This is a genomic window from Streptomyces sp. NPDC002671 (assembly GCF_053592475.1).
The window spans coordinates 1-20,523 of sequence record NZ_JBSFVU010000065.1 but is presented as its reverse complement, the minus strand read 5'-3'; the positions used below and the strand labels follow the sequence as shown (position 1 = coordinate 20,523).

The following is a 20,523-nucleotide window of genomic DNA, read 5'->3' as shown; positions in this document are numbered from 1 at the left end:
GCACAGAGGTCGCCCCCGCCAGAACCGCGCACGCGGTCAGCGCGAGCACGGCGACCAGAGCGTGCCGTACGCCGCGTGGGTCTCGCGGGTCGGGCACCTCGGCCAGCCGTTCCAGCAGGTGCGGGACCTCGTCGGATACGGCCTCGGGATGCTCGCGGAGCTGGTCAAGGGCAGGCGGGATCAGCGATGATGCGTCGACAGGCACGGTCTTCCACTCGGATCACGGGGCGTAGAGAACTCCATGATCTTGGAAGCCCGTGCCTGTCACGTTCCGGGACGCCACCGAGCTGACAGACCGCCACGAACCGGGCCCCACACGACAACGCCGAAGCCCTGGGCCCTGAACCCCAAGGAATCCAGGGACCTGTTGGAGCGACTGCGAGGAGAGCTATGAGCAGCGGTACGACAGAACTCGCCTGGTTCAAGTCCAGCTACAGCGGCACGCAGGGCGACAGCTGTGTGGAGATCGCGATCGCCGAACAGGCCGTTCACGTACGGGACTCCAAGGACTTGGCCCGCCCGCCGTTCGCCGTGGGCCGCGAGGGCTGGGCGCCCTTCCTGAGGTTCGTGTCCGGAGCCTCGGGGACGTAACCGAGCGAAGCACGGTTGATGAAGCGGTCACCGAGGTCGGGTGTCGACTTCGGCGCGGCCTTCCGTGGTGCGGGTTTCGCGGCAGATTTCTTGCCGCCCGCCCGCGCCGCTGGAATCGCCTTCGCCTTTGCCTTTGCGGCGCTCTTGGCTTCCGGGGTGCTGCGCGCCTCGAACTTCTTCCGCAACTGAGTGAGCTGCTCGCGTTCCTGGACGGTCTGGTCGGCGGGCAGCGCGTTCACCAGGGCCCGGGCGCGGCTGAGCATATAGCGCGCCTGGGCCCAGCGCTTGGCGTTGATCGCCGTGCGTATCAGCCCGAGGGACTCGTGCAACGCCTTGACCTTCGCCGCCTGCCGCCGGGGCATCGGGAACTCGGCCCCGCTGCCCCGACGCTGCCCGGCGGCACGCGTACCCCAGTCCGCGCCCGACGTCAGGACGACGGCCGAGCGCGGGTTGCTGGTCTGGCTTCGACGTACCACGGGGTGTCCGGCTCCTTGGGTGGGATCAGGCGTGGCGGGGGCCCTGGCCGGGGGGCGGGGTGAGGGTGGAGCGGTAGGTACCGGACTCGCCCTCGGCCAGCGGGTTCTCCAGGGTCAGGCCGGCGGCGGCCATCCGGTCGTACTCGGCGAGGATCAGGTTCTTGGTGCGGTAATCGCCGTGCGCCTTGATGTCGTTGTCGCGGACGATGTTGAAGGTATCCAGGATGTACGCCCCGTCGTCGCGGGTGACGCCGTAGAGGTGGAAGAAGAGGGCGTCCAGTTCAGCGCGGATCACGACCCGACGGTCCTCATCCCAGCGGAAGGGGGCGCCGGTGTCGCCGAGGTCGCGAGCGAATGTGCTCATGTCCTCAGCGGTGTAGACAAGTTCCAGGAGTCGGGGGGTGATGAACGGAGAGTGAGGCCTCAGAGACTCCGGCGTCGGTACAGGAAGCTGACGCCAAGTGAAGTACTTCATGCTGGCACCACCGAGCTTTTGGCGGCTTGAGTAGTCGAAGACCAGAGACGACTGACATGCGCCTAGGAGGGCGGCGAGGGCTGCCGGTACCTCGGGGAGCTCAAGCAGAAACTTGTCTCCTACGCCTGCTACAGGAAGGAAAGCCGGAATCGCTGTCCTTGAGTCGCTTGCCCGGCAGATGTCACGCCAGCCCATGAGCCAGCCTTGGCGCCAGCCCTTGTTGGCGAGGCGAGTAGAGACACCCGCTTCCTTGATTTTCTCGCCGGTCCTGTCGAGCTTCCCCGTCGATACGTCCTGTTCCGGGACCCAATAGCGCGGCAATGGGACGGCGAATGCACTCTGGTGCTGGTCAGGAGTGAAGCGTGGAAGGGTACGCTCGTTGAGCTGTTTTTCAGTGGCGTTCTCGTATGTAGAGAATCGGTGGTCGTATAGGTGGAGCATCTTCGCTTCGTACAGTGGAAGTAGGCGTTCCTCGCCGCGAACTAGGATGTTTCCATCGAGGCTCCAACCCGCCTTCAGGAGGTCGTCGAGAGTTTCTCCGTTCGTTGTGTTGGGGCGGAACAGGTGCGACTCGTGCGACATGTCGAACATGCGCAAGAAGGAGACCTTCCAAGGGTTGCCGTCGGACTCCTTCGTTTCGTCAATCAGGACTGGCATGCGACGATAGATGGCGAGGGTGATCTCGGCATCGCGACGGCTACGGAAGACGGGGCAGGTGCCGGTGTTTGGGTTGAGGAGCTGGATGTCGAGCGAGGTGAGGGTATAGGAGCGGTCAGGAATTTCTGCGGTCTGGCGGGCCTTGAAGACCATGGAGACGGGGGCATCCGGTTTACCTTGGCCGCGCATGGTCAGGAGGCAGAAGCGTACGTAATCCTTGACTGCGATGAAGAGTTTTTCCTCGTTCCCGAACTCGAACAGGCTGGCCAGGGAACCCTGCTTCACGAGGTCCTTGAAAAAGTGCTGCGTACGCGCGTCTGTTGCGATCCCCGTCGGGATGATGACACCAGTTCGCCCGCGACTAGAAGTGAGGATGCGGTCGCCCTCGGCGAAAAGCGCGTATAGATTGAGATTTCCCTGTCCAGTCAGGGGGTAGCGGCCTGAGGTGCGCCAAAAGTGGCTCTCTCCGTAGATTTTTCGCTTAGCGTTCTCGTAATCGCTGTACAGCTGTTTGGTATCTGGGCTGTCCTTAAGCTCTCGGATTTTCTTCTTGCGGGCGGCCGTGTTGTTGATCGCTGCGATTTCCGGGGCGCGAACCGCGAAGAACTCAGTCTCCGGAAGATTTACGCTCTCCCACGGCGGATTCCCCACCACTGCGTCGAACCCGCCAGCCCAGCCCGTACCCCGCTGAACACCAACACCCGACTCCGGAACCGAGAAAACCTCCGGAAACTCCAAGTGCCAGTGGAAGAAGCTGTACTGATCCCGCAGCCGCAGAATCTCCGCATGCGTGCCGTCCGGCACAGCCGACTGGTCACGACCACGCAGCGCCCGAAACACCTGGTCCGTCGGTGCCTCCGGCGCACCCTCATGTTTGGGCCAGACAAACGCGGCACACCACGCGTCGGCGGCATGCAGGTCCTGCACATACGCGGTCGACTCCACGTAGGTGAGGTAGGCAGACTCCTGTGCCCGCACCTGCTTCAGGGAGTTGGCAGGGGCAGCGGTGATCCGGGCCAGCTCGGCGGCGTAACGCTCGTTGCCGGGCAGAGCATCCGCGTCGAAAAGCAGCTCATCCTGGCCACCCCGCTGAGCCTTGTTCCGCTTGACGAGCCCGGCCGCATACTTCCTTTCGTCCCCCTCGATCGGCTTGAAGGCGTCGTCCGGGACACCGTCCGCCAGGAGCTTCGGCGTCGCCCCGATCAAGCCGTTCCCGTGCTTGACATGCGCGTCCAGGAACCCGAGCGGCTTACCCGGCTCCATGGCCTCGATCCACAGGGAGACCTTGGCCAACTCCACAGCCATCGGGTTGAGGTCGACACCGTAGATGCAGCGCGCGACAACCTCGTGCAACGCATGCCGCATCGCATCAACCGTCGGCTCGGGGTTGCGCTCCCGCACCGACGCCACTCGCTTGGCGATCCGGCGCGCCGAAGCAACCAGGAAGTGCCCCGACCCACAAGCCGGGTCGCACACCGTCAGGGCCAGCAGCTCATCGACGATGTCGTCGGCCGGGTCGGGACGACCGGCCTCGGTGGCCCGCTGCTCGCCACGCTTCACAGCGTCGTCTATGACCGGGTCGAGCGTCGTGTCCAGTAGGCACTCGATGAGCGAGGACGGGGTGTAGTAACTACCCGTCGTCTTACGGCTGTTGCCAGCCACTTCGATCAGCTCGAAGGAGCGGTCCGCCGCGGAGTGCTTCGGTTCCAGCTCCAGCAGGGACTCGTAGACCGAACCCAGTTCCTCGGCATCCAGGTGCCGGTAGTCGACCGCGCGCCAGCGGCGGGCACCGGGGTCACGGACCTGAGCAAGGTGACGGACGGCGGCAAGCAGCGACTCGTTGGACAGCTTCAGGCCGTCCAGAGGTGCGTCGGCCTCCTTGTGGGAGAACAGACCGCCGAGGCCGGGCAGCCCCAGCTCGGGACGACCACCCTCCGTACCCAGCGCGTCGAGAACGATCCGCAAGGCCTCGTACTGATCACCATGAGCCGTCCCCTGCCGACGCCGCGCCCGCTCCCGCAACCGCGCCGACGAGAAGTACCGCTCGTACGCCTCCCGTTGCCGCTCGTCGGCCTCCGGGGCGAGCAGGGCCCCACGGTCCTCGGCGACGAACACGAACAGCAGGCGGTACACCAGACGCAGCAACGCGTCCCGAAGCGCCTTCGGGTCGGTGTTCTCGCGCAGGCGGACATTGTCCGGATGCCGCAGGAAACCGGTGCCAAGCACAGTCAGGGCGTTCTGAACTCCCAGCCGCAGCTGATCCAGAGCACGAGCGCCCGAAGTAACAGCCTCCGCACGCCACTTCTCCAGCCAACACCCCGAAGCCGCCGCCCCCTCCGCCACCGCGAACCGCGACGCGTGCAGCAAGCTGTACAGCAGCACGAACTCGCTGAACAGCTCGCCGTCGAAGACGGCTTCCAGGTCGAAGTCGACGTAGGCCGCGGTGGAGAAGGACGAGGAGTCGCGCAGCAGCCGCAGACGGCGGCCGTTGGTGAGGACCGCCCACAGGTGGGCCTCGGTGCGGTTGAGGCAGTCCTGGAGCATGGACTGCGCCGGGACCTGGCCCGCCGCCGGTCGCTTGTCCAGCTCCTGGTTCCACGGCAACAATTGGACCAGCGCCGGGCCGTGGCGGTGGGACACCGGGAAACGCTTCTCCGGGTCGGAATCGGCCGCGATGCCCGCCGCGCCGACCTCCGTCAGCGCGCCGAAGTCCAGCTTGCGGAACAGCTGGGAGAGCCAGTCGGTGCCGGCCCGGCCAGTCGGGTCGGCCGCGGGAGCACCGGTCGTGGGGTCGGAGGGCAGGGCGGCGCGCAGGTCGCGCCAGAGCGGCTTGAGGTACTCCCAGGCGCGCTCGGCCTCGTCGCGCACGGGCACCGAGGCGGGCAGGCCGTAGTCGGCGGACTTGGTGCCCGGCAGGTTCCGCGCCTCGGCGATGCGCAGCAGCATGTCGGCGGGGAGCAGGCCGCCGACCGTGGTGACGGCGGTGAAGGCCAGGGCGGTGCGGGTGGCGGCGGGCATCAGGCTTCGGCTCCGGTGACGGTGGGAACGGGCTGCTGCGGCAGGTAGACGTACACACCGAGGACGTCGGCGGGCTCCTGCGGGACGACCTTCAGGCCACGGACGATCTCCTCGTTGGCCTTGCGCACCCGGCGGTGCGAGCCGTCGAGTTCGGCGGCCAGACGGGTGCCGTACTCGGTGAGGTGCGCGGACAGGTCCGGCAGACCGTCCAGGGCGCGGGTGATCTGGTTGCGGGCGAGCTGCTCGTGGGTGTTGGCACTGGCCCGGGCGGAGAGGAGCGCGGCGGCCTTGTCGTCGTCCAGCCAGCGGGCACGCGCCGGCATCCCCTCATAGGCGAGCAGACGGGCGTCCTCGGCCACCACCTGCCGCTCGCCCGTGCGGGACGGCAGGGTGAGGTGGAACCGGTAGCGGACCAGCAGGAGCGTCGTGCGGATGCCGACCGCGTCCGTGGTGACCACACCGCAGCGGCGTGCCGGGCGGGGGCCGGGGGTGTTCGCGTCGAGCGCCGAGTCCAGGACGTACGAGGCGATGGCGCCGATCGCCGGGTCGGTGCGGACCAGCGCGGCCTCACCACGGCCGATCGCCGGTGTCGTACGGAACGGGATCTCCCGGTCCTCCTCGATCAGCCGTCCGCCGAGGGTGGCGGCGAGCGCGTCACGCAGGCCGGCGGGGGCGCCGCCGGCCTGCGCGGTGAAGTCGCCGTCGCCGTCGCGTGGTTCGAGGACCAGGGCGTCCAGGTCGCGCAGCGCCTCCAGGGCGAAACCGCGCACCTCGTCGGCGCCGCCGAGCGCGGCCCGTACGGCGGCGACCTCGCGGGCCACCTCCTCCGGGTGGATGGCGCGCTGGGCGTACTTGGAGCGGGAGGTCTTCTCCCGCTCGGCGGCCGAGTTCCACTCGCGCTCGATACGGTCGAAGGACTCCTGGTGGCTGTCCATCTCGAACAGGCTCTCCTGGCTGCCCTGCCGTCCGTGCAGCAGCAGCCACTCCACCACGGCGTCGGTGACGCCGGACGCGGTCTCGTCGGGGACGGAGACGGAGATGCCCAGGTCCTTCTTGATCTGCCGGTGCTTCTGGAACAGCACCTCCAGGACCTTGCCGTCGATGCCGTTGTCCTCGCCGAACATGGTGATGACCCGGACCTGGTCGCGCTTTTGGCCGTAGCGGTCGACGCGGCCCTCGCGCTGGTCGTGGCGGGTCGGGTTCCAGGCCAGGTCGTAGTGGACGACGGCGTCGAAGTGGTGCTGGAGGTTGACGCCCTCGGAGAGGCAGTCGGTGGCGATCAGGACCCGGCGTGCGGCCGGGTCGCCGTCCTCGGGAGCCTCGGCGGCGAGCTGCTCGATGCGTTCCAGACGCTGCTGCGGGGAAAGCGTGCCGGTCACCGCGGCGATCTTCGTCTTCTTGCCGAGCTTTCCGTCGAGCTGCTCGGCGAGGTACTCGGCCGTGGGGATGTAACGGCAGAAGACGATCGGGTGGTAGCCGTCGGCGATCAGCCTCTTCAGGTGCCCGGTGAGCGCCTTCAGCTTCGCGTCCTCGGCAGGTCCCACCAACTGCGCGGCCCGCTGGGCCAGATCGAGCAGTCGGGCGCCCGCGTCCTCAGTCTCGGCGGCGCCCGGCGCGACGTCCATGCCCTCCAGCCGGTCGTTGTCCGCGGAGTCGGAGGCCACCGGGGCGCCCAGCACGTCCGCCTCGTGCGCGGTGCGGGCCGTGGCGGACTCGGAGCGGGTCTTCAGGGTCTGCGCGGCGGCCGCCGGCGAGGAGACCATCGAGCGCAGCAGCGCGATCACCGACCACCAGGCGATACGGGCCTCCCGCCTGCCCTGCGCGTCCGCCGCCCGGACGCGGTCCCTGGCGTAGGCGATGGCGTCGTCGAGCAGCGCCCGGTAGGCGGGGGTGAGCCGGTACTTCTCGTCCTTCGTCCAGCGGTCGGACGGGAAGGCGGTCCGCTCGGCCAGTGAGTCGTCGGCGAGGCCGTCCTCCTTGGTGAGGTAGTCGCGGACGTCGGCGCGCTTGCGGGCCACGAAGTGCTCGGCCAGCCTCGCCCGGCCCGCCGCCGACTCCAGGTCGAGGTGCGCCAGTTCGGGCCGCACCAGGCCGAGCAGATTGCGGAACGCGGACTCCTTGCCGGAGTGCGGCGTCGCGGTCAGCAGCAGCAGGTGCCGGTCGGCGTCGGCGGAGACCCTGCGCAGGAGCTCGTAGCGGAGCTGGTTCGAGGCCGACGAGGCGGCACCCTGCGCGGCGTCGTCGGCGGCCACGCAGGTGTGGGCCTCGTCGACGATCACCAGGTCCGGGCAGTGCCGTACGAAATCCTCGCGGTGCCGGGTCGACTTGATGAAGTCCGTCGAGATGATCGTGAACGGGTGCTTGTCGAACAGGGACTGGCCCAGCTCCAGACCGCGCTCCAGGCGCGACACCGTGGAGGCCAGGACCAGTTCGGCGTCGATGCCGAACTTCTCCCGCAGTTCGCCCTGCCACTGCTCCGCCAGCGCCGGGGAGCACAGCACGGCCAGCCGGGTCGCCTCACCCTGAGCCAGGAGTTCCTTGGCGATCAGGCCCGCCTCGACCGTCTTGCCGATACCGACGTCGTCCGAGATCAGCAGCCGCACGGTGCGCTGTCGCAGTGCCATCAGCAGCGGGACCAGCTGATAGGCGCGGGGCTCCACGGCGATCGACGCCAGGGAGCGGAACGGGCCCGCACCCGACCGGAACCCGATGCGCAGCGCCGTGCGCAGCAGACCGGCGGCGCGCTGGTCGCCCAGGTCGGCCGGGCTCGGCGCCGCGAACTCGGCGGCACGCACGTCCTCGAAGGCGGGGAAGACGGCCGCGATGTCGTCCTCGCTCCCGCCCAGCGGGCGCAGCACCAGCATGTCGGGGGCGCTCTCGGGCAGCACCACCCATTCCCGGCCACGGGCGGCGACCAGCGAGCCGGCTGTGTACGTGAGGCTCATGAGATGTCTCGGTTCCTAGAGGTCCGCAGTGGGTGAGGCGATCAACGCAGGTGGAAGTAGGCGGCGTTGTTGTCCGCGAGGGCGTCCCAGTCCACGTACGTCGAGAAGCGCAGGACGTCCCAGCCGGCGTCTTCCAGGCGGTAGCCCGCCTCGATGTCGCGGGCGGAGTCGGCCGTGTGGCCGACGACGTCGACGAACACGGCGAGGTTGGCACCGTCCAGACGGAAGACGAGGTCCGGGCACGCCCCGGCCTCCGGGACGAGGACGTCGACCTCGTCCGGCAGCCGGTAGCCCTTCGCCCTCAGCCATCCCAGCAGATCGCCTTGTGCGACCAGGGCCGCCAGATCCGCCTCCACCGTGGTCGGCGAGGTGCTCTGAGGCGATGCGCTCGCGGGGGTGAGCCTGCGGAACTGTTCGCTGCGGGACTCGCCGCGGTCCTCCCGCTCAGTACGGGCTCCGGCCAGCTGAGCCAGCAGCGGCCGGGCGGCGAGCCGGCTCAGCTGGCGGTGGTGCGTCTGGTTGGCGTAGGTCAGCAGACAGGCGTAGCAGCCGCGGGCACACTTCTCGCCGTCCGTCGGGCCACCCTGGTCCTCGCCGGTGTCCGGGTCGAAGTGGCAGATCTCCAGCGCGGTCCGGGCGGCCTTTGCGAGGGCGTCCTTGTCGTGCTGGATCCGGCGCAGCACACCGGCGCCGCCCTCCGCGGCCTCCGTGAACAGCATGTGACGGCGCGGGCCTTCGTCCGGCGGCAGCAGCTCCGCGGTGAGTTCGGAGTCCTCCAGCTCGAACGCCGCCTCGATACCCCGCTCCAGGGCGTACAGGAACGACCACGCCACCGGCTCGGGCAGCGGCTCCTCCAGGGTGACCACGAGGATGTTGCGGCGGTCCTCCACGAAGGGCAGGACCCGCTTCTTGCGGCGCTTCTCGTTGCCGTCCTCGTCGACCACCGGCATGCCGGTGCCCTCGATGGCGTCCGCGGCGGCCCGGTCGTTGAGCCAGCGGCCGTCACCCAGGTCCAGCCAGTAGCCGTCGTGCTCGCCCTTGTCGCGCACCCGACCGAGGTTGGTGATCCGGACGGTCGCGGAGTCGCCGTAGTCCAGGTTGAGAACGGGCGCCCCACCGGCGTCGGTCACGTGCGAGGTGAGGCGTCCCTTGCGGGCACCGTGGTCCTGGAACGCGTACGAGGTCTCCAGGCGGAAACCGGCCCGGCGGCGCTCCTCCTCGTCGGAGGAGATCCGCTCGCGCGGCGTGGTGTACACGGTGTGCAGGTGGAGCAGTCCGGTGCGCTTGCTGCCCAAGTCCGCCCCGCACATCGTGCACTTGTCGGCGCCGGGCTTGACGGCGTAGTGGTAGCCGCAGCCGTCGCAGCGCCTGGCCTCCGCCGTCGCCAGGCCGCCCGAGGCGTCCGGCGGCAGCTGCACCCGGGTGACCTGGTAGCGGGCACCCTCGTGGTAGATGAGCGCGCCGGGGCCGAACTCGCGGATCGCGAGGAACCGGGGACGCTGCAGATAGTCGCCGTCGGCGTTGCGGCGATTGCCCGAGCGCGGGATGTACGCGGCCAGCGGCAGCCGGGGGAAGCTGTAGCCGGGCAGGAATCCCTCGGACGCCAGATAGCGGTACGGGTTGAAGTCGCTCATCACCGACTTGCTGTCGACGGAGCGGTTGAGCAGCAGGTTCGTCTGTGTCTCCGCCTCCCGGCGGCGGGAGCGGGCCCGGCTCTGCTCGCCGGGGGAGAGAGTGTGGTCGACGACGCGCTTGTTCTGCTCGTACTGGTCGATGACGGCTGCCCGGAACAGGTCACGCCACCGCTCGAAAGCGGCGTCGAACTCCTGCGGTGCCCGCTCGATCCGGTCCTCGATCCACTCGTCGTACCACCAGGTGGTCGACTCGAATTCCGCGATCAGCGGGGCGAGGACGGTACGGGCGGTGGTGGCCGCGTGCCTGCGGGCATCCTCGTCCAGGGAGCGGCTGAGGAAGTCGGGACGGAGCGGCAGCGGCATCTGCGGATCGGGGCGGTCGTCGCCTTCGGGATCGTAGGCGACGTCGACGACGTCCGGGATCGCGGTGCCGAGCTTCATGCCGGTCTCCGCCAGCCAGATGCCCTGGAGATGGGAGCGGACCAGATCCTCGTTGGCCAGGTCCAGACGCGGCGGGGCCACCTGGCCCGACACCATGTCCTGGGAGCGGCGGAAGTAGTACTGATCGTGGCTGTTGCCCGTCGCACAGTACGTCGTCACCAGCGCGGGCTGACCGGAACGGCCCGCCCGGCCCGATCGCTGCGCGTAGTTCGCGGGGGTCGGCGGCACATTGCGCATCAGTACGGCGTTGAGCGAGGAGATGTCCACGCCCAGCTCCATCGTCGGCGAGCAGTACAGCAGGGGCAGTTCGGCGTCCCGGAACAGCCGCTCACGCTCCAGACGGTCCTCCGGAGTGACCTGCGCGGTGTGTTCCCGTGCGAACAGGCCGGCCAGCTCGGCGGCCGCGGTCCGGTACAGATCGCGGAAGAACGGGTTGACCCGCGGGCCCTCGCCGCTGGTGTAGGTGCGCGCCAGGGGATCGACGGCGCCCCGCTCACCGGTCCCGGCCCGCCAGATCAGCGCGGCCGCCGACACCCGGTAACCGGTGCGCTTCTGGCCCGCGCGGCGGCGGTAGGCCGGACCCGACTGCTCGGGGGTCGCGTCCACCTCGCACACCAGGTACGCGTCACGCAGCACGATCAACAGGTCCTCGATGACCTTCTGGACGTCGTCCAGGGGGACGTCGCGCAGATCGGGCAGGTTGCGCCGCAGATACTTGCCGAACTTGCCCCGGGCCGACAGGAACTGCGCGGTCCGCTCCATACCCGGCCGCGAGCCGTACGGGTAGGCGGTGCCGACGGCGGGCCGGTCGCTCTCGCCCAGCACCCACGGCCCGGTCAGACGCTCCTCGCTCGCCCGCTGCAAGGTGTCGAAGTCGTCGCGGAAGTACTGCACATCGATGGCGAGCGCACGCCGCATGAAGTCGAGCAGCGTCCGGGCGATCTCCTCGCGCAGCGCCGGATCGGCATCGCGCAGCGCGGCGTGCGCGGATTGCCAGCGTTCGAGGTCGGCGGCGATGACGCCCAGGTCCTCGTAGTCGATCCGCAGCAGACCCGTCTGCTCCAGGTTCGGCATGGTGATGCGCCAACCGCGCTCCAGGTCGCGGTAGAGGCGATATCCCACGACGTCACGGAAGGCCTTCGCGGCCCGGCGCTCCATGGACGGAGCCAGGTTGGCGCCGGCCGCGAACTCGCGCGGCGTCAGGCCCATTACCTCGGTGACGGCCTCGGCGAGATCGTCGTGGCTCAGCCCCTCCTCACCGGCGCGCACCGCCGCCTGGTACAGAGCGCCGCGCAACTGGGTCACCTGGGCGAAGTCGTTGAAGTGCCCGGCCTGGAGCGAGGCGTCCTGACGGTTGTCGACGAAGGTGAGGAGCTTGCGCGCCTCCTTGCCCAGGCTGTCCTCCGGCACCGCCCGCAGCGACTTCACGATCGAGGCGGAGATCAGCGAGGTCGCCGAGGAACGTCCCTCCTGATCCAGGGTGGCCAGCTTGGCGAAGTCCCGGCCACGGGTCTGCTCGTAGGAGACCTGACAGTGCACGCAGAACAGGAACGGTGCCGGGACGAAGGCCGCCACCAGCCCCTCGCCCGACTCGTTTCCGTGGGCGTCCACGACGACACGCTTGGGCAACCGGGGCCTGTACGACTTCTTGACGACCGTCACATCCTGGGCGTCCCGCTCCAGCCACGACTCCGGCAACCGCCGGTCGTCCACGGCCTTCTGCGGATCGGCCGGCCACTCGTAGTCCTCCCCGGGCATGCCCAGGTAGAGGTAGCCCTCGCCCTCGCGACCCCCGGAGGCGGAGGTGTCCCGACGCGGCTCGTACCGGAACGAGCCGCCGTCCTCGGCGCGCCAGACGGTCAGATACTCCTGGCCGCACTCGCGGCAGAACGCCAGCGGGAACAGCGGCTTGCCGTCGCTGTCCGGCTGCTCCAGCTGATAGGTGCGGGTCAGCGGCCGGGTGAGCGGGTCCTCGAGCGTGGTGTAGACGGTGTCGCCCTTGGAGAGGAACTGGTGCAGCCGGAACGCGAACAGCGGCCGCTCCGTCACCGGATGCTTGGCCTGCGCGCCCGCCTCCAGGGTTGTCCGGATCGCCTCGCGCACGCTCTCCTCGGCCACCCCCGACTCGTCGGCCAGCTCGGCGGCCGCCTCCTCGACGGTGCCCGGAGCACAGCGACGCAACCGCTCCGTCCCCTCCTCGCGCTCCAGACCGAACCGGGACTCCACCCAGCGGGCCAGTGGGTCCTTCGTCAGCGCCTGGTACGAGCGGGGCGCCGCCGGGACCCGCAGCCGCTCGGCGGGCACGGAGTCGGGCGCTTCCTCGGTCGCCCGGATCAGGGTCTCGCCGATGACTCGCTTCGGCAGCACCGTCGTACCGAACAGCCGGCCCGCGACCCTGGCCACCTCACGCCGCTGGTCCTCCCAGGAGCCCTCGGTGGACATGGTCGCCGAGGTGCCGATGCACTGGAGGGTCGCGGAGGCGCGACAGGCCTCACGCACCCGGCGGATCAGGAACGCCACGTCCGCGCCCTGCCGGCCCCGGTAGGTGTGCAGCTCGTCGAAGACGAGGAACTGCAGCCCCTCCGCCATGCGGATCAGGCTGGACCGGTCGTCCGGCCGGGTCAGCATCAGCTCCAGCATCACGTAGTTGGTCAGCAGGATGTCCGGGGGGTTCTTGCGAAGCTCCCGACGGTCCTCATCGGACTCCTGGCCGGTGTAGCGGGCGAAGGTGACTGGCTCGCGGCCCTTCCCGAAGCCGTTCTGCAGGTACTTCTTCAGCTCCTCCACCTGTGAGTTGGCCAGCGCGTTCATCGGGTAGACGATGATCGCCCGCACCCGGCCGCCCGCGTCGGGACCGGCCGCCTGACGCTCCTTCAGGACGTGGTGCACGATCGGCACGATGTACGACAGCGACTTACCGGAGCCGGTTCCCGTGGTGAGCACATAGGAGTCGCCCGCCTGCGCGGCCTCGATCGCCTGTCGCTGGTGGAGGTGGAAGGTGAGTGGCCGGCCGTCGGGGCGCGGAGAGGTCTCCTTCTTGCCGGCCTGGAAGATCTCCGCGCACTTCGGGTGCAGCACTTCGTCCCGCACGAGGTCGGTGACCTGGCCGCCGTCGGCGAAGAACGGATTCAGTGACAGCCAGGGGTCGGGCCACTGCGACTTCGCCGCCAGGTCGTCCGCGACGAAGCCGTCGATGCGGGCGTCCCGGATCACCGTCGCGCTCTTGGTGAAGTCCTCGTACTCACTGATCAGGTCGGCATGGATACCGAAGACGTCCATCGCCTCGGGCAGCCGCGGCTCTCTGCGCGGCACTGGTGCGGGGGCGGCCGGGGCGGGCTCGGGAAGCAGGGCACGCAGCCGTGCCACCGGGTCCATCGCCTGCCAGTGCGGAGCCAGCAGGGCGGCCGTGTCGTCCGGCGCGAGCGCGAGCGGGATCAGCGCCTCGCGCACCTGGGCGGCGTTCTCGGGCCGGTTCTCCGCGTCCTTCTCCAGGAGGCGGTCCACCAGCCGGACCAGCTCGGCGGGCAGGTCGGGGCGCACCAGGGTCAGCTTCGGCGGGTCCTCGTGCTGGTGCTGTTCGGACAGCTCGTACGGGGTCCTGGCGGAGAACGGCGGCCGTCCGAGCAGCAGCTCGTACAGGATGCAGCCGAGCGCGTAGAGGTCGGCCGAAGCGGAGACACGCTCGGCCCGGAACTGCTCGGGTGCCATGTAGCGGGCCGTGCCGACGCTGACGCCCGTGCTGGTCAGCCGCGTCTGGTCGGGATCGTCGACGACTGAGCCCATGCCGAAGTCGAGGACCTTGACGGTGCCGTCACGGGTCAGCATCACATTGGCCGGCTTCAGATCGCGGTGGACGACCCCGGCAGTGTGCGCGGCGGCGAGACCGGCGGCGAGCTGCGCTCCGACGGCGGCGACCCAGGAGACCGGGAGCTGGGGCTCCTCGTCGATGAGGTCCGCGAGCGGATGACCGTCCAGCAGCTCCATGGCCAGGTAGGGCAAGCCGCTGCCGCCCGGTGTCCCGTCCACGCCGCCGTCGATCAGCAGGGTGAGGTTCGGGTGGCCTTGGGAGAGCATGCGCATGATCCGCACTTCGCGGCGGAAGCGGTCGATCTCCTTGCCGGACCCCGACGCGTCAATCGCGACTCCGGTCCGGCCGCGCAACACGGTCTTGACCGCGACCTCCCGGTGCGGGGAGTCCGGGGCGGCCTGAAGGTCTTCGGCCCGGTGCACCTCGCCCATGTTCCCGCGCCCCACGATCCCCGTGATCCGGAATCGTCCGTCGACCGTCACCAGGTCCACTGCCCTTCCCCGTTTCACCCGTCGTGTACAAGGTAGTTACACCCTGCGCGGAGTGTACACCTTCGCCTGTTGCCGAGAGTCGCACACGCGTGTTGACGATGTCAACGGATAGGTCCACTTGATGTGTCGGCGAGTGATTAACGCGCGGGCGGCGAGGTGCTGCATCAGGTCCTCGACCGGCTGCGCATCGCCGGTGACACCGATTTTGCGGCGAGTTCCGACAGCGTGGTCAGGCGTTTCGCCAGTTTATTGGAGAACCGAGCGGAGACGTTGCACGAAGCATTCCCCGACGACCGCTACAAGGTCTGGCGGTCCCTCAGGACCGCGTGGCATTCCTATGGGCTGTGCGTCGGAGCGACGACGGCCGTACCGCCCCAGCCATATCAACGCCTGGTACGTGCCCGCATCTGGTTCGAGCAGGAGATCAGCCCGGTCACTGGTTTCCTGACATGCTTTTGTCCCCTTCAGCTTTCGGATCCAGGTAAGTCATCGGACCCAGGAACCTCCTTCCGAGTTCCTCCTGGCTCGGCCGGGGATACAAACAGAGCGCCTCGTGGCGCACAACGTCCGCTTAATCGCCCACCGCTGGGCTGGACCTGGAATCCGTGGGCGGACTCCTCACTCTTCGACGCTACATCTGAGCTCGCAGGGAGCGAATATCGTCGCGCATGTTGATGACCGCTGGGTCGTTAGGGCCCAGTTTGCTGGTGGCAAAATCTAGCGTCTCCTCGTAGAGCGGAATCGCCTGAGCAAGGTCTCCGACTAGTCTGTATGCGTAGGCGAGGTTGTTCCGCGAGTTGAATGTGTCTTGATGCTCCGGCCCGAGGACTCGGGTGCGGCCGAGCAGTGCCCGTTCGTAGCAGACGATGGCACGGGAGAGGTCACCAGCTGCCCTGTATGCGAATCCCAGCACGTTCTGGGTTGCGAGAGTCGTGGGATGGTCGACTCCAATGGTGTGGATTCGAGTTTCCAGCAGCTGGCTGTACATCGAGATGGCTCGATCCGACTGCCCTGTTGAAATGTACAGGCCGGCGAGTCTCTCTTGCGTGCTCGTCAACTCGGCGCTATCGGGGGCAAAGATTCCCGGCGCATCATCGATCACCTGCTCCAAGAGCGGAATCGCGCGGTGCGGTTCATTGATCTCACAGAGAGCAACCGCGAGATTGTTCCGCGATGCCACTGTGTCCAGGTGATCATCACCCAGTATCCGAACTCTCACGCCAAGGGCCTGTTCCAAATAGGGGACGGCGCCAGATGGATCCCCGTTGGCGAGATGGAAACCGCCGAGCACAGCCAATGAAGCGGCAGTTGCCTCGTGGTCCAAGCCGAGGGTGCGAAGCCGATCGAACAGGACATGGCTGTACAGTGACATAGCTGTGGCTATATCTCCGCTGACCTCATAAGCGTGCCCTAGATGGGCTCGCGCGGAGAGGGTTATCGGATCGTCTCCACCATAGATGTTCACGCAGTCGGACACGGCGGCTTCGAGCATGGAGATCGCAGCAGCGTTATCACCTTTTGCGAGGATGGCCCTCGCGTAGTTCACCCTATAGGTCAAGACGCTTCGACTGTCTTCGTTAAAACCTGGAGTCGCTTCATCCAGGGCTCGCTTGAAGTGTTCGGTGGCGCCTGAGACGTTTCCTGCGGCAACTTGTATCTGGCCAATCAAGTTTTGGATCTCTGGTGAGCCTGAAGGTCCCGCTCCGATTCGGGCCATTACCTGATGTGCCCTCTCTGCATAGTGGCTTGCTTGGTCCAGCTGGCCCTGGCTCAATAGAAAGTATGATGCAATCTGATAGAGGGCGGCTGCCGCAAGAGTTTCGTCATTCGCTTCAATCTTTGAGGCAAGCGAGTCGATATGCGGCATCAGGCTGCGACGCCATCGTGTTTTGAGACCCTCTTGGGGGTCTTCATCGCGCAGCGCCTTACGAAGTAGATCCGTAGCGGTAAACGATGACTCGAACATCCCGTCCGGGGAGACCTGATTCCTGGCAATGACAAGCTTCTGCACGAGGCGGTGGACATACAGCGTCGGATAGTCGGCTCCTTCCGTCCAACGGATCACGCTGTACTTGGCGAGCAGTCCGACCGCAGTGTGTACAGCTTGCGGAGACTCCATCCGGAAAAGCAGTGAACACGGGATTCCGTCAGGAGCAAACCACGCCATTACTCGCAGCAGCTCTTCCGCAAGAGGATGGCCGCTGATCTTCTCCAGGTTGGCCTGAAGGACCCTGGCAACCGTGTAATCGGAGTCCTCGGAGGCCGAATGGTCGAGAAGTATGTCGAGCGGAGCGACACTCAGATTCTCAAGATAGTGGCGCGGTCTGATTCGGGTCTGCGCGATATTGGCTGCCGCGAGCTCGATCGCCAGCGGCAGGTGGCCCAGCTCTTCACACACGAGGGCAGCGCTACTCAGGTCCTCACTGTCCAGGACTGACCTTCCGACGATCGTGACTAGTAGGTCCAGCGCAGCGTCCGGATCCAGAACGTCGAGTGGCATCACGGGGCCGATGTGGTGCCAGCCTGTGGCCTGCTGGCTGGTGACGATGAATCGTCCCCGGGGCAACTGGCTGAGCAGGGCGCGTACGTCCCTGGGTGATGAGGCGTTGTCCAGAACGAGCAACCAGTCGTCATGAGTCTGAAGCCAGGATCGCGCCCACTCTGCAGCCACTTCGCTTGGCTGATCGACCAGCCCAGGGTCGATGCGACAGGCCAGCCGGGACAGGCCGTACTCGATCTGAGTCGGGTCTCCTGCCGAGATTTCCCAAACGGGGTTGTACTTGCCCCGGTACTCGGATGCTGTTTGCGCGGCCAACGACGTTTTGCCCAGGCCGCCGCATCCGGTGATCACAACGACCGCCCCCGGGGGCCCGTTGAGCATCCCTTTCAAGCGTTTCTGCTCGCCGGTCCGCCCTTGGAAAACCGGGCTTTTGCCGCTGTGGAACCCGAACACGTCGGGGGGAGCAGGCACCGCTGCTGCCGGCTTCGGTGCGCCCGGCGCAAGGGTGATCTGGGTGATCGAGGCGTTGTCGCCGGTGGACACGACCCCGGTGTTGTTCCCGACGAAGATGGATCGTTCGAAGCCCTGATCCACACCTACCTCTGGATGGTCGCGTTGTCGCCGGTGGAGATCACTCCGTCATTGTGCGCGACGGCGACGGAACGTGCTCCGGTTGCCTGAGCCGACACAGGCGATCCAGCCAGAAGTTTCTCAAGGTCTGAGGCCAAGTTGGCGTCCTCCCCGAGGGCCTTCTTTATCTGGGCGCGCAATGCGCCGCGGAAGTCCTCGTCGTCGAGGGCACTTGCCAGATCCTCAACGGCGACATCGATACGGGGCTGCACGTCCCTTCGTAACCGTGCCAGCAACCGTTGTCCGAGGCGCACGGTCTCTACGGCTGCCGCGTCTTCGGCACGCACCAAGACGTTCGCTCTGTAGGCGGCCACGGCCGCCGTCAAGCTCGGCATCATCGCATCGACAAGGGACGGACTCACGCATGCCTCCCCAAGGCCTGATCCAGTGTGTAGGAGCCCTTCACTGTACCGAACCGCCTTGGCCGGCACGGTTGTTGAGTGCACGTTCGGTGTGGGCAGCTCTTAGCTTCGCTTTTATCCCTGCGGATGGCGCGTCGCAGGTCTTGCGGCTGTTTTGACTGCGGGGTGGCGGGGTGCGGGGCCTCGACGGGTGCCTTGTGGACGGCCTGCGGAGCGTCCGCAGGGTTGTGGAGGGTTGGCCGGTGTGCCCACTGCTGCTTGAACGTGACGAAATCGTCGGCGGACACGGCCGGGTGTGAGCCGAGCCGGCGGCAGCGGTTTCTCCCAGGGCAGTCGGTGGTCGGCCACCAGGGCGCGGGCGAGGCGAAGTTGGGTGTAGGCGGCGATGATCAGCCAGGTCCACCGGTCAGCCTGCTCGGGCGTGTGGGGCCGGGGCAGGGTCCAGTTCAAAGTCTGGCGGGCGAAGCGGAAGGTGTGTTCGATGTCGAAGCGGCGGGTGTAGGCCCGCCAGAGCAGGTCTGGATCGGGGGTATGGCCGGGTGGTCCTGTCCACCACAGCCACAAGGTCTTCGGTGCTCGGGTCCGGCCGGGCAGTCGGTCGACGGTGAGCTGGACCAGGGTGCCGGGGATGATGGGGCGCGGGCCGCGGCTGCCATGGCCGTCGTGTTGCTGGGTCTTGGCGTGCAGGCGGTGCCACATCTTCACGGTCACCGCGCCGTACTGCTCGTCCGTGCACGAGTGGATGGCGTCTGGGGCCGGCCAGGTGGTCGGGTCGGGGCAGGCAAATTTCGCGCCGTGGCGGCGCGGACGTCCGGCAGTCGTCCTGCGCTGTGGCGGTGGGTCCGCGTAGAAGGACCGGTCGGACCGGACCCGGACGAGGATCTGGGCTGGGACGGCGGTGAGCTCGAGGGCCAGGCGGACGGAGTCGTAGCCGCCGTCGAACACGAACAGTGGTGTCTGCCGGTCCAGTTCGGGTCGTCGTCGCAGCAGGTCGATGATCTGGCAGGCGGCGACCGTGCTCGGGTTCTCGCCCGGGACCAGGCGCCGGGCATCGACCGGAGCGGTCCACGAGTTCGTCGTCAACTCCAGGCCGACGAGCCAGGGGTAGGCCCAGCCGGCCACGATCGGCTGTCCCGCCGAGTGCCTGGAAGGGTGGTAGTAGTAGCCGCGCCCGGGTGAGCACTCCGCGTCGCTGCGGACCCAGACGCTCACGTCCACTGCGAAGACCGGACTTGACGCGCGGGGCAGTGAGTCGGCGAACAGCTCACGTGCCGCTTCGGCACCCACACGGCCATTCGCCAGGGCCGCATAGGTACTGCCGTGACCACGCCGGTGCAGCTCGTCCAGCGACAGATAGGGCAGCGAGGTGACCGGGCCGGTTGCCAACAGGGCGTCGGTCAGCTCGAACAACGCATCCGCCCGTCGGGACAGACAGTCGTACCAGCCCCTGCGGAAGCGCGTCAGGTTGGCCTTGCCCTGGCGGCCTGCCCCCGCCTCAAGCACACTGACAGCGACGGCCATCGCACCCTCCCCTGGTCTTCACCTACCTGGAGAGTCCCGCGATGGCCGTTCCATGTCCCGCACCTCAGCCAACCAACCGTCCACGGGCAGGGCGCAAGGATAAAAGCGAAGCTTAGGGCGTGCAGATCTTTAACTCGTCTTTTTGACCTTGGTCTGGGTGGAGTCAGGATCGAGGAACGTCGCGACGTCGGCTGGTGTGCGAAGGCGGGCGGTAGAAGTGTTGATGTGGTGGCCGTGTGCTTCCAGGAGTGGGCGGACCTCCTGTTTCGCGCGGCTGATGGTCATGGCGGTGACGCCGAAGAGTTGGCCGAGGAGGTCCATGGTCGCGAGTTTGCGCAGGTGGAGCACGGTGACCAGGACCCGGTCGGCTGGGGTGAGCTTGGCTTTGGCACCTGTGCCAGGGGCCACCAGGCGCTCGTGACCGCGACGTGTGCGGAGCACTTGCTCGCGTTGAACCTCCAGCTCTGGAGTCAGCGCGTCGATGAGCTCGCTGAGCCGTTGGCGGGTCATCCCGGTAAGTTCTGGGTCCTGCAGTGAACGCCGCGTGAGGCGAGACGGTCTGCTCGCCGGGGCCTGGCCTGACGTGCTGTCGGTCGTCACCGCGTCCATCGAATGCTGGGGGTGGAGGGTGTAGTTCCAGTCGCCGTGGAAGCGGTGGCGGGTGATGGGCAGGGCGGCGATCTCCTCGTCGCTGACCTGGATGCCGGTGGGGTAAGGGTTGGTGTCGAGTTCGGCGTGCACGGTCAGGCCGGTTTTGGTGGTGGTCGCCGCGATGCTCTCGACGATGACTTCGTGGCTGGTCAGGGGCCTTCCACGCCAGTTCATGGTGATGTGGGAGAAGAGCCGGTGCTCGATCCGGTTCCACTTCGAAGTGCCGGGACAATGCCGTTGCTTGAGCTACTGAACTATTGATGGGTGCAAGGTGATGACCTTCGCTGACGTCTTGCGGGTGGGCCAGCGCACCTGGCCCTTGG

The 20,523-nt window shown here is 67.6% G+C and carries 8 protein-coding genes and 1 pseudogene; 1 reads left to right on the top strand and 8 read right to left on the bottom strand.

Going from position 1 to position 20,523, the window contains the following annotated elements; genetic code table 11:
* Positions 1 to 97, bottom strand: a 97-nt coding sequence (locus ACWD35_RS41665) for a transposase family protein (protein WP_451356568.1), incomplete at its 3' end; no start/stop codon positions are given.
* A gap of 293 nt (positions 98 to 390) precedes the next feature.
* Between ACWD35_RS41665 and ACWD35_RS41660 the strand changes: the two genes are divergently transcribed.
* Complete coding sequence (locus ACWD35_RS41660) at positions 391 to 591, top strand: DUF397 domain-containing protein (RefSeq protein ID WP_451356567.1); 201 nt, start codon at positions 391 to 393, stop codon at positions 589 to 591.
* Positions 592 to 1,092: 501 nt separating this feature from the next.
* Here the strand turns inward: ACWD35_RS41660 and ACWD35_RS41655 are convergent.
* From ACWD35_RS41655 to ACWD35_RS41625, 7 genes and pseudogenes are all read right to left on the bottom strand, one after another.
* Entirely contained in the window at positions 1,093 to 5,217 is a 4,125-nt protein-coding gene (locus ACWD35_RS41655) for an Eco57I restriction-modification methylase domain-containing protein (protein WP_451356566.1), read from the bottom strand.
* Entirely contained in the window at positions 5,217 to 8,162 is a 2,946-nt protein-coding gene (locus ACWD35_RS41650) for a helicase-related protein (protein WP_451356565.1), read from the bottom strand. Before ACWD35_RS41650 ends, ACWD35_RS41655 begins: the two co-directional genes overlap by 1 nt.
* Positions 8,163 to 8,203: 41 nt before the next feature.
* On the bottom strand, positions 8,204 to 14,536 hold the full coding sequence (locus ACWD35_RS41645) for a protein kinase domain-containing protein (RefSeq protein ID WP_451356564.1): 6,333 nt from the start codon (positions 14,534 to 14,536) through the stop codon (positions 8,204 to 8,206).
* A 631-nt stretch (positions 14,537 to 15,167) separates the two neighbouring features.
* Positions 15,168 to 17,630, bottom strand: a complete 2,463-nt coding sequence (gene fxsT / locus ACWD35_RS41640; RefSeq protein WP_451356563.1) for an FxSxx-COOH system tetratricopeptide repeat protein — start codon at positions 17,628 to 17,630, stop codon at positions 15,168 to 15,170.
* A gap of 2 nt (positions 17,631 to 17,632) precedes the next feature.
* On the bottom strand, positions 17,633 to 18,028 hold the full coding sequence (locus ACWD35_RS41635; protein WP_451356562.1) for a hypothetical protein: 396 nt from the start codon (positions 18,026 to 18,028) through the stop codon (positions 17,633 to 17,635).
* Positions 18,029 to 18,142: 114 nt separating this feature from the next.
* Entirely contained in the window at positions 18,143 to 19,549 is a 1,407-nt protein-coding gene (locus ACWD35_RS41630; RefSeq protein ID WP_451356561.1) for an NF041680 family putative transposase, read from the bottom strand.
* A 129-nt stretch (positions 19,550 to 19,678) separates the two neighbouring features.
* Positions 19,679 to 20,428 (bottom strand): annotated as a pseudogene (locus ACWD35_RS41625) (ISAzo13-like element transposase-related protein); the annotation flags it as partial.
* Positions 20,429 to 20,523: the final 95 nt, after the last annotated feature.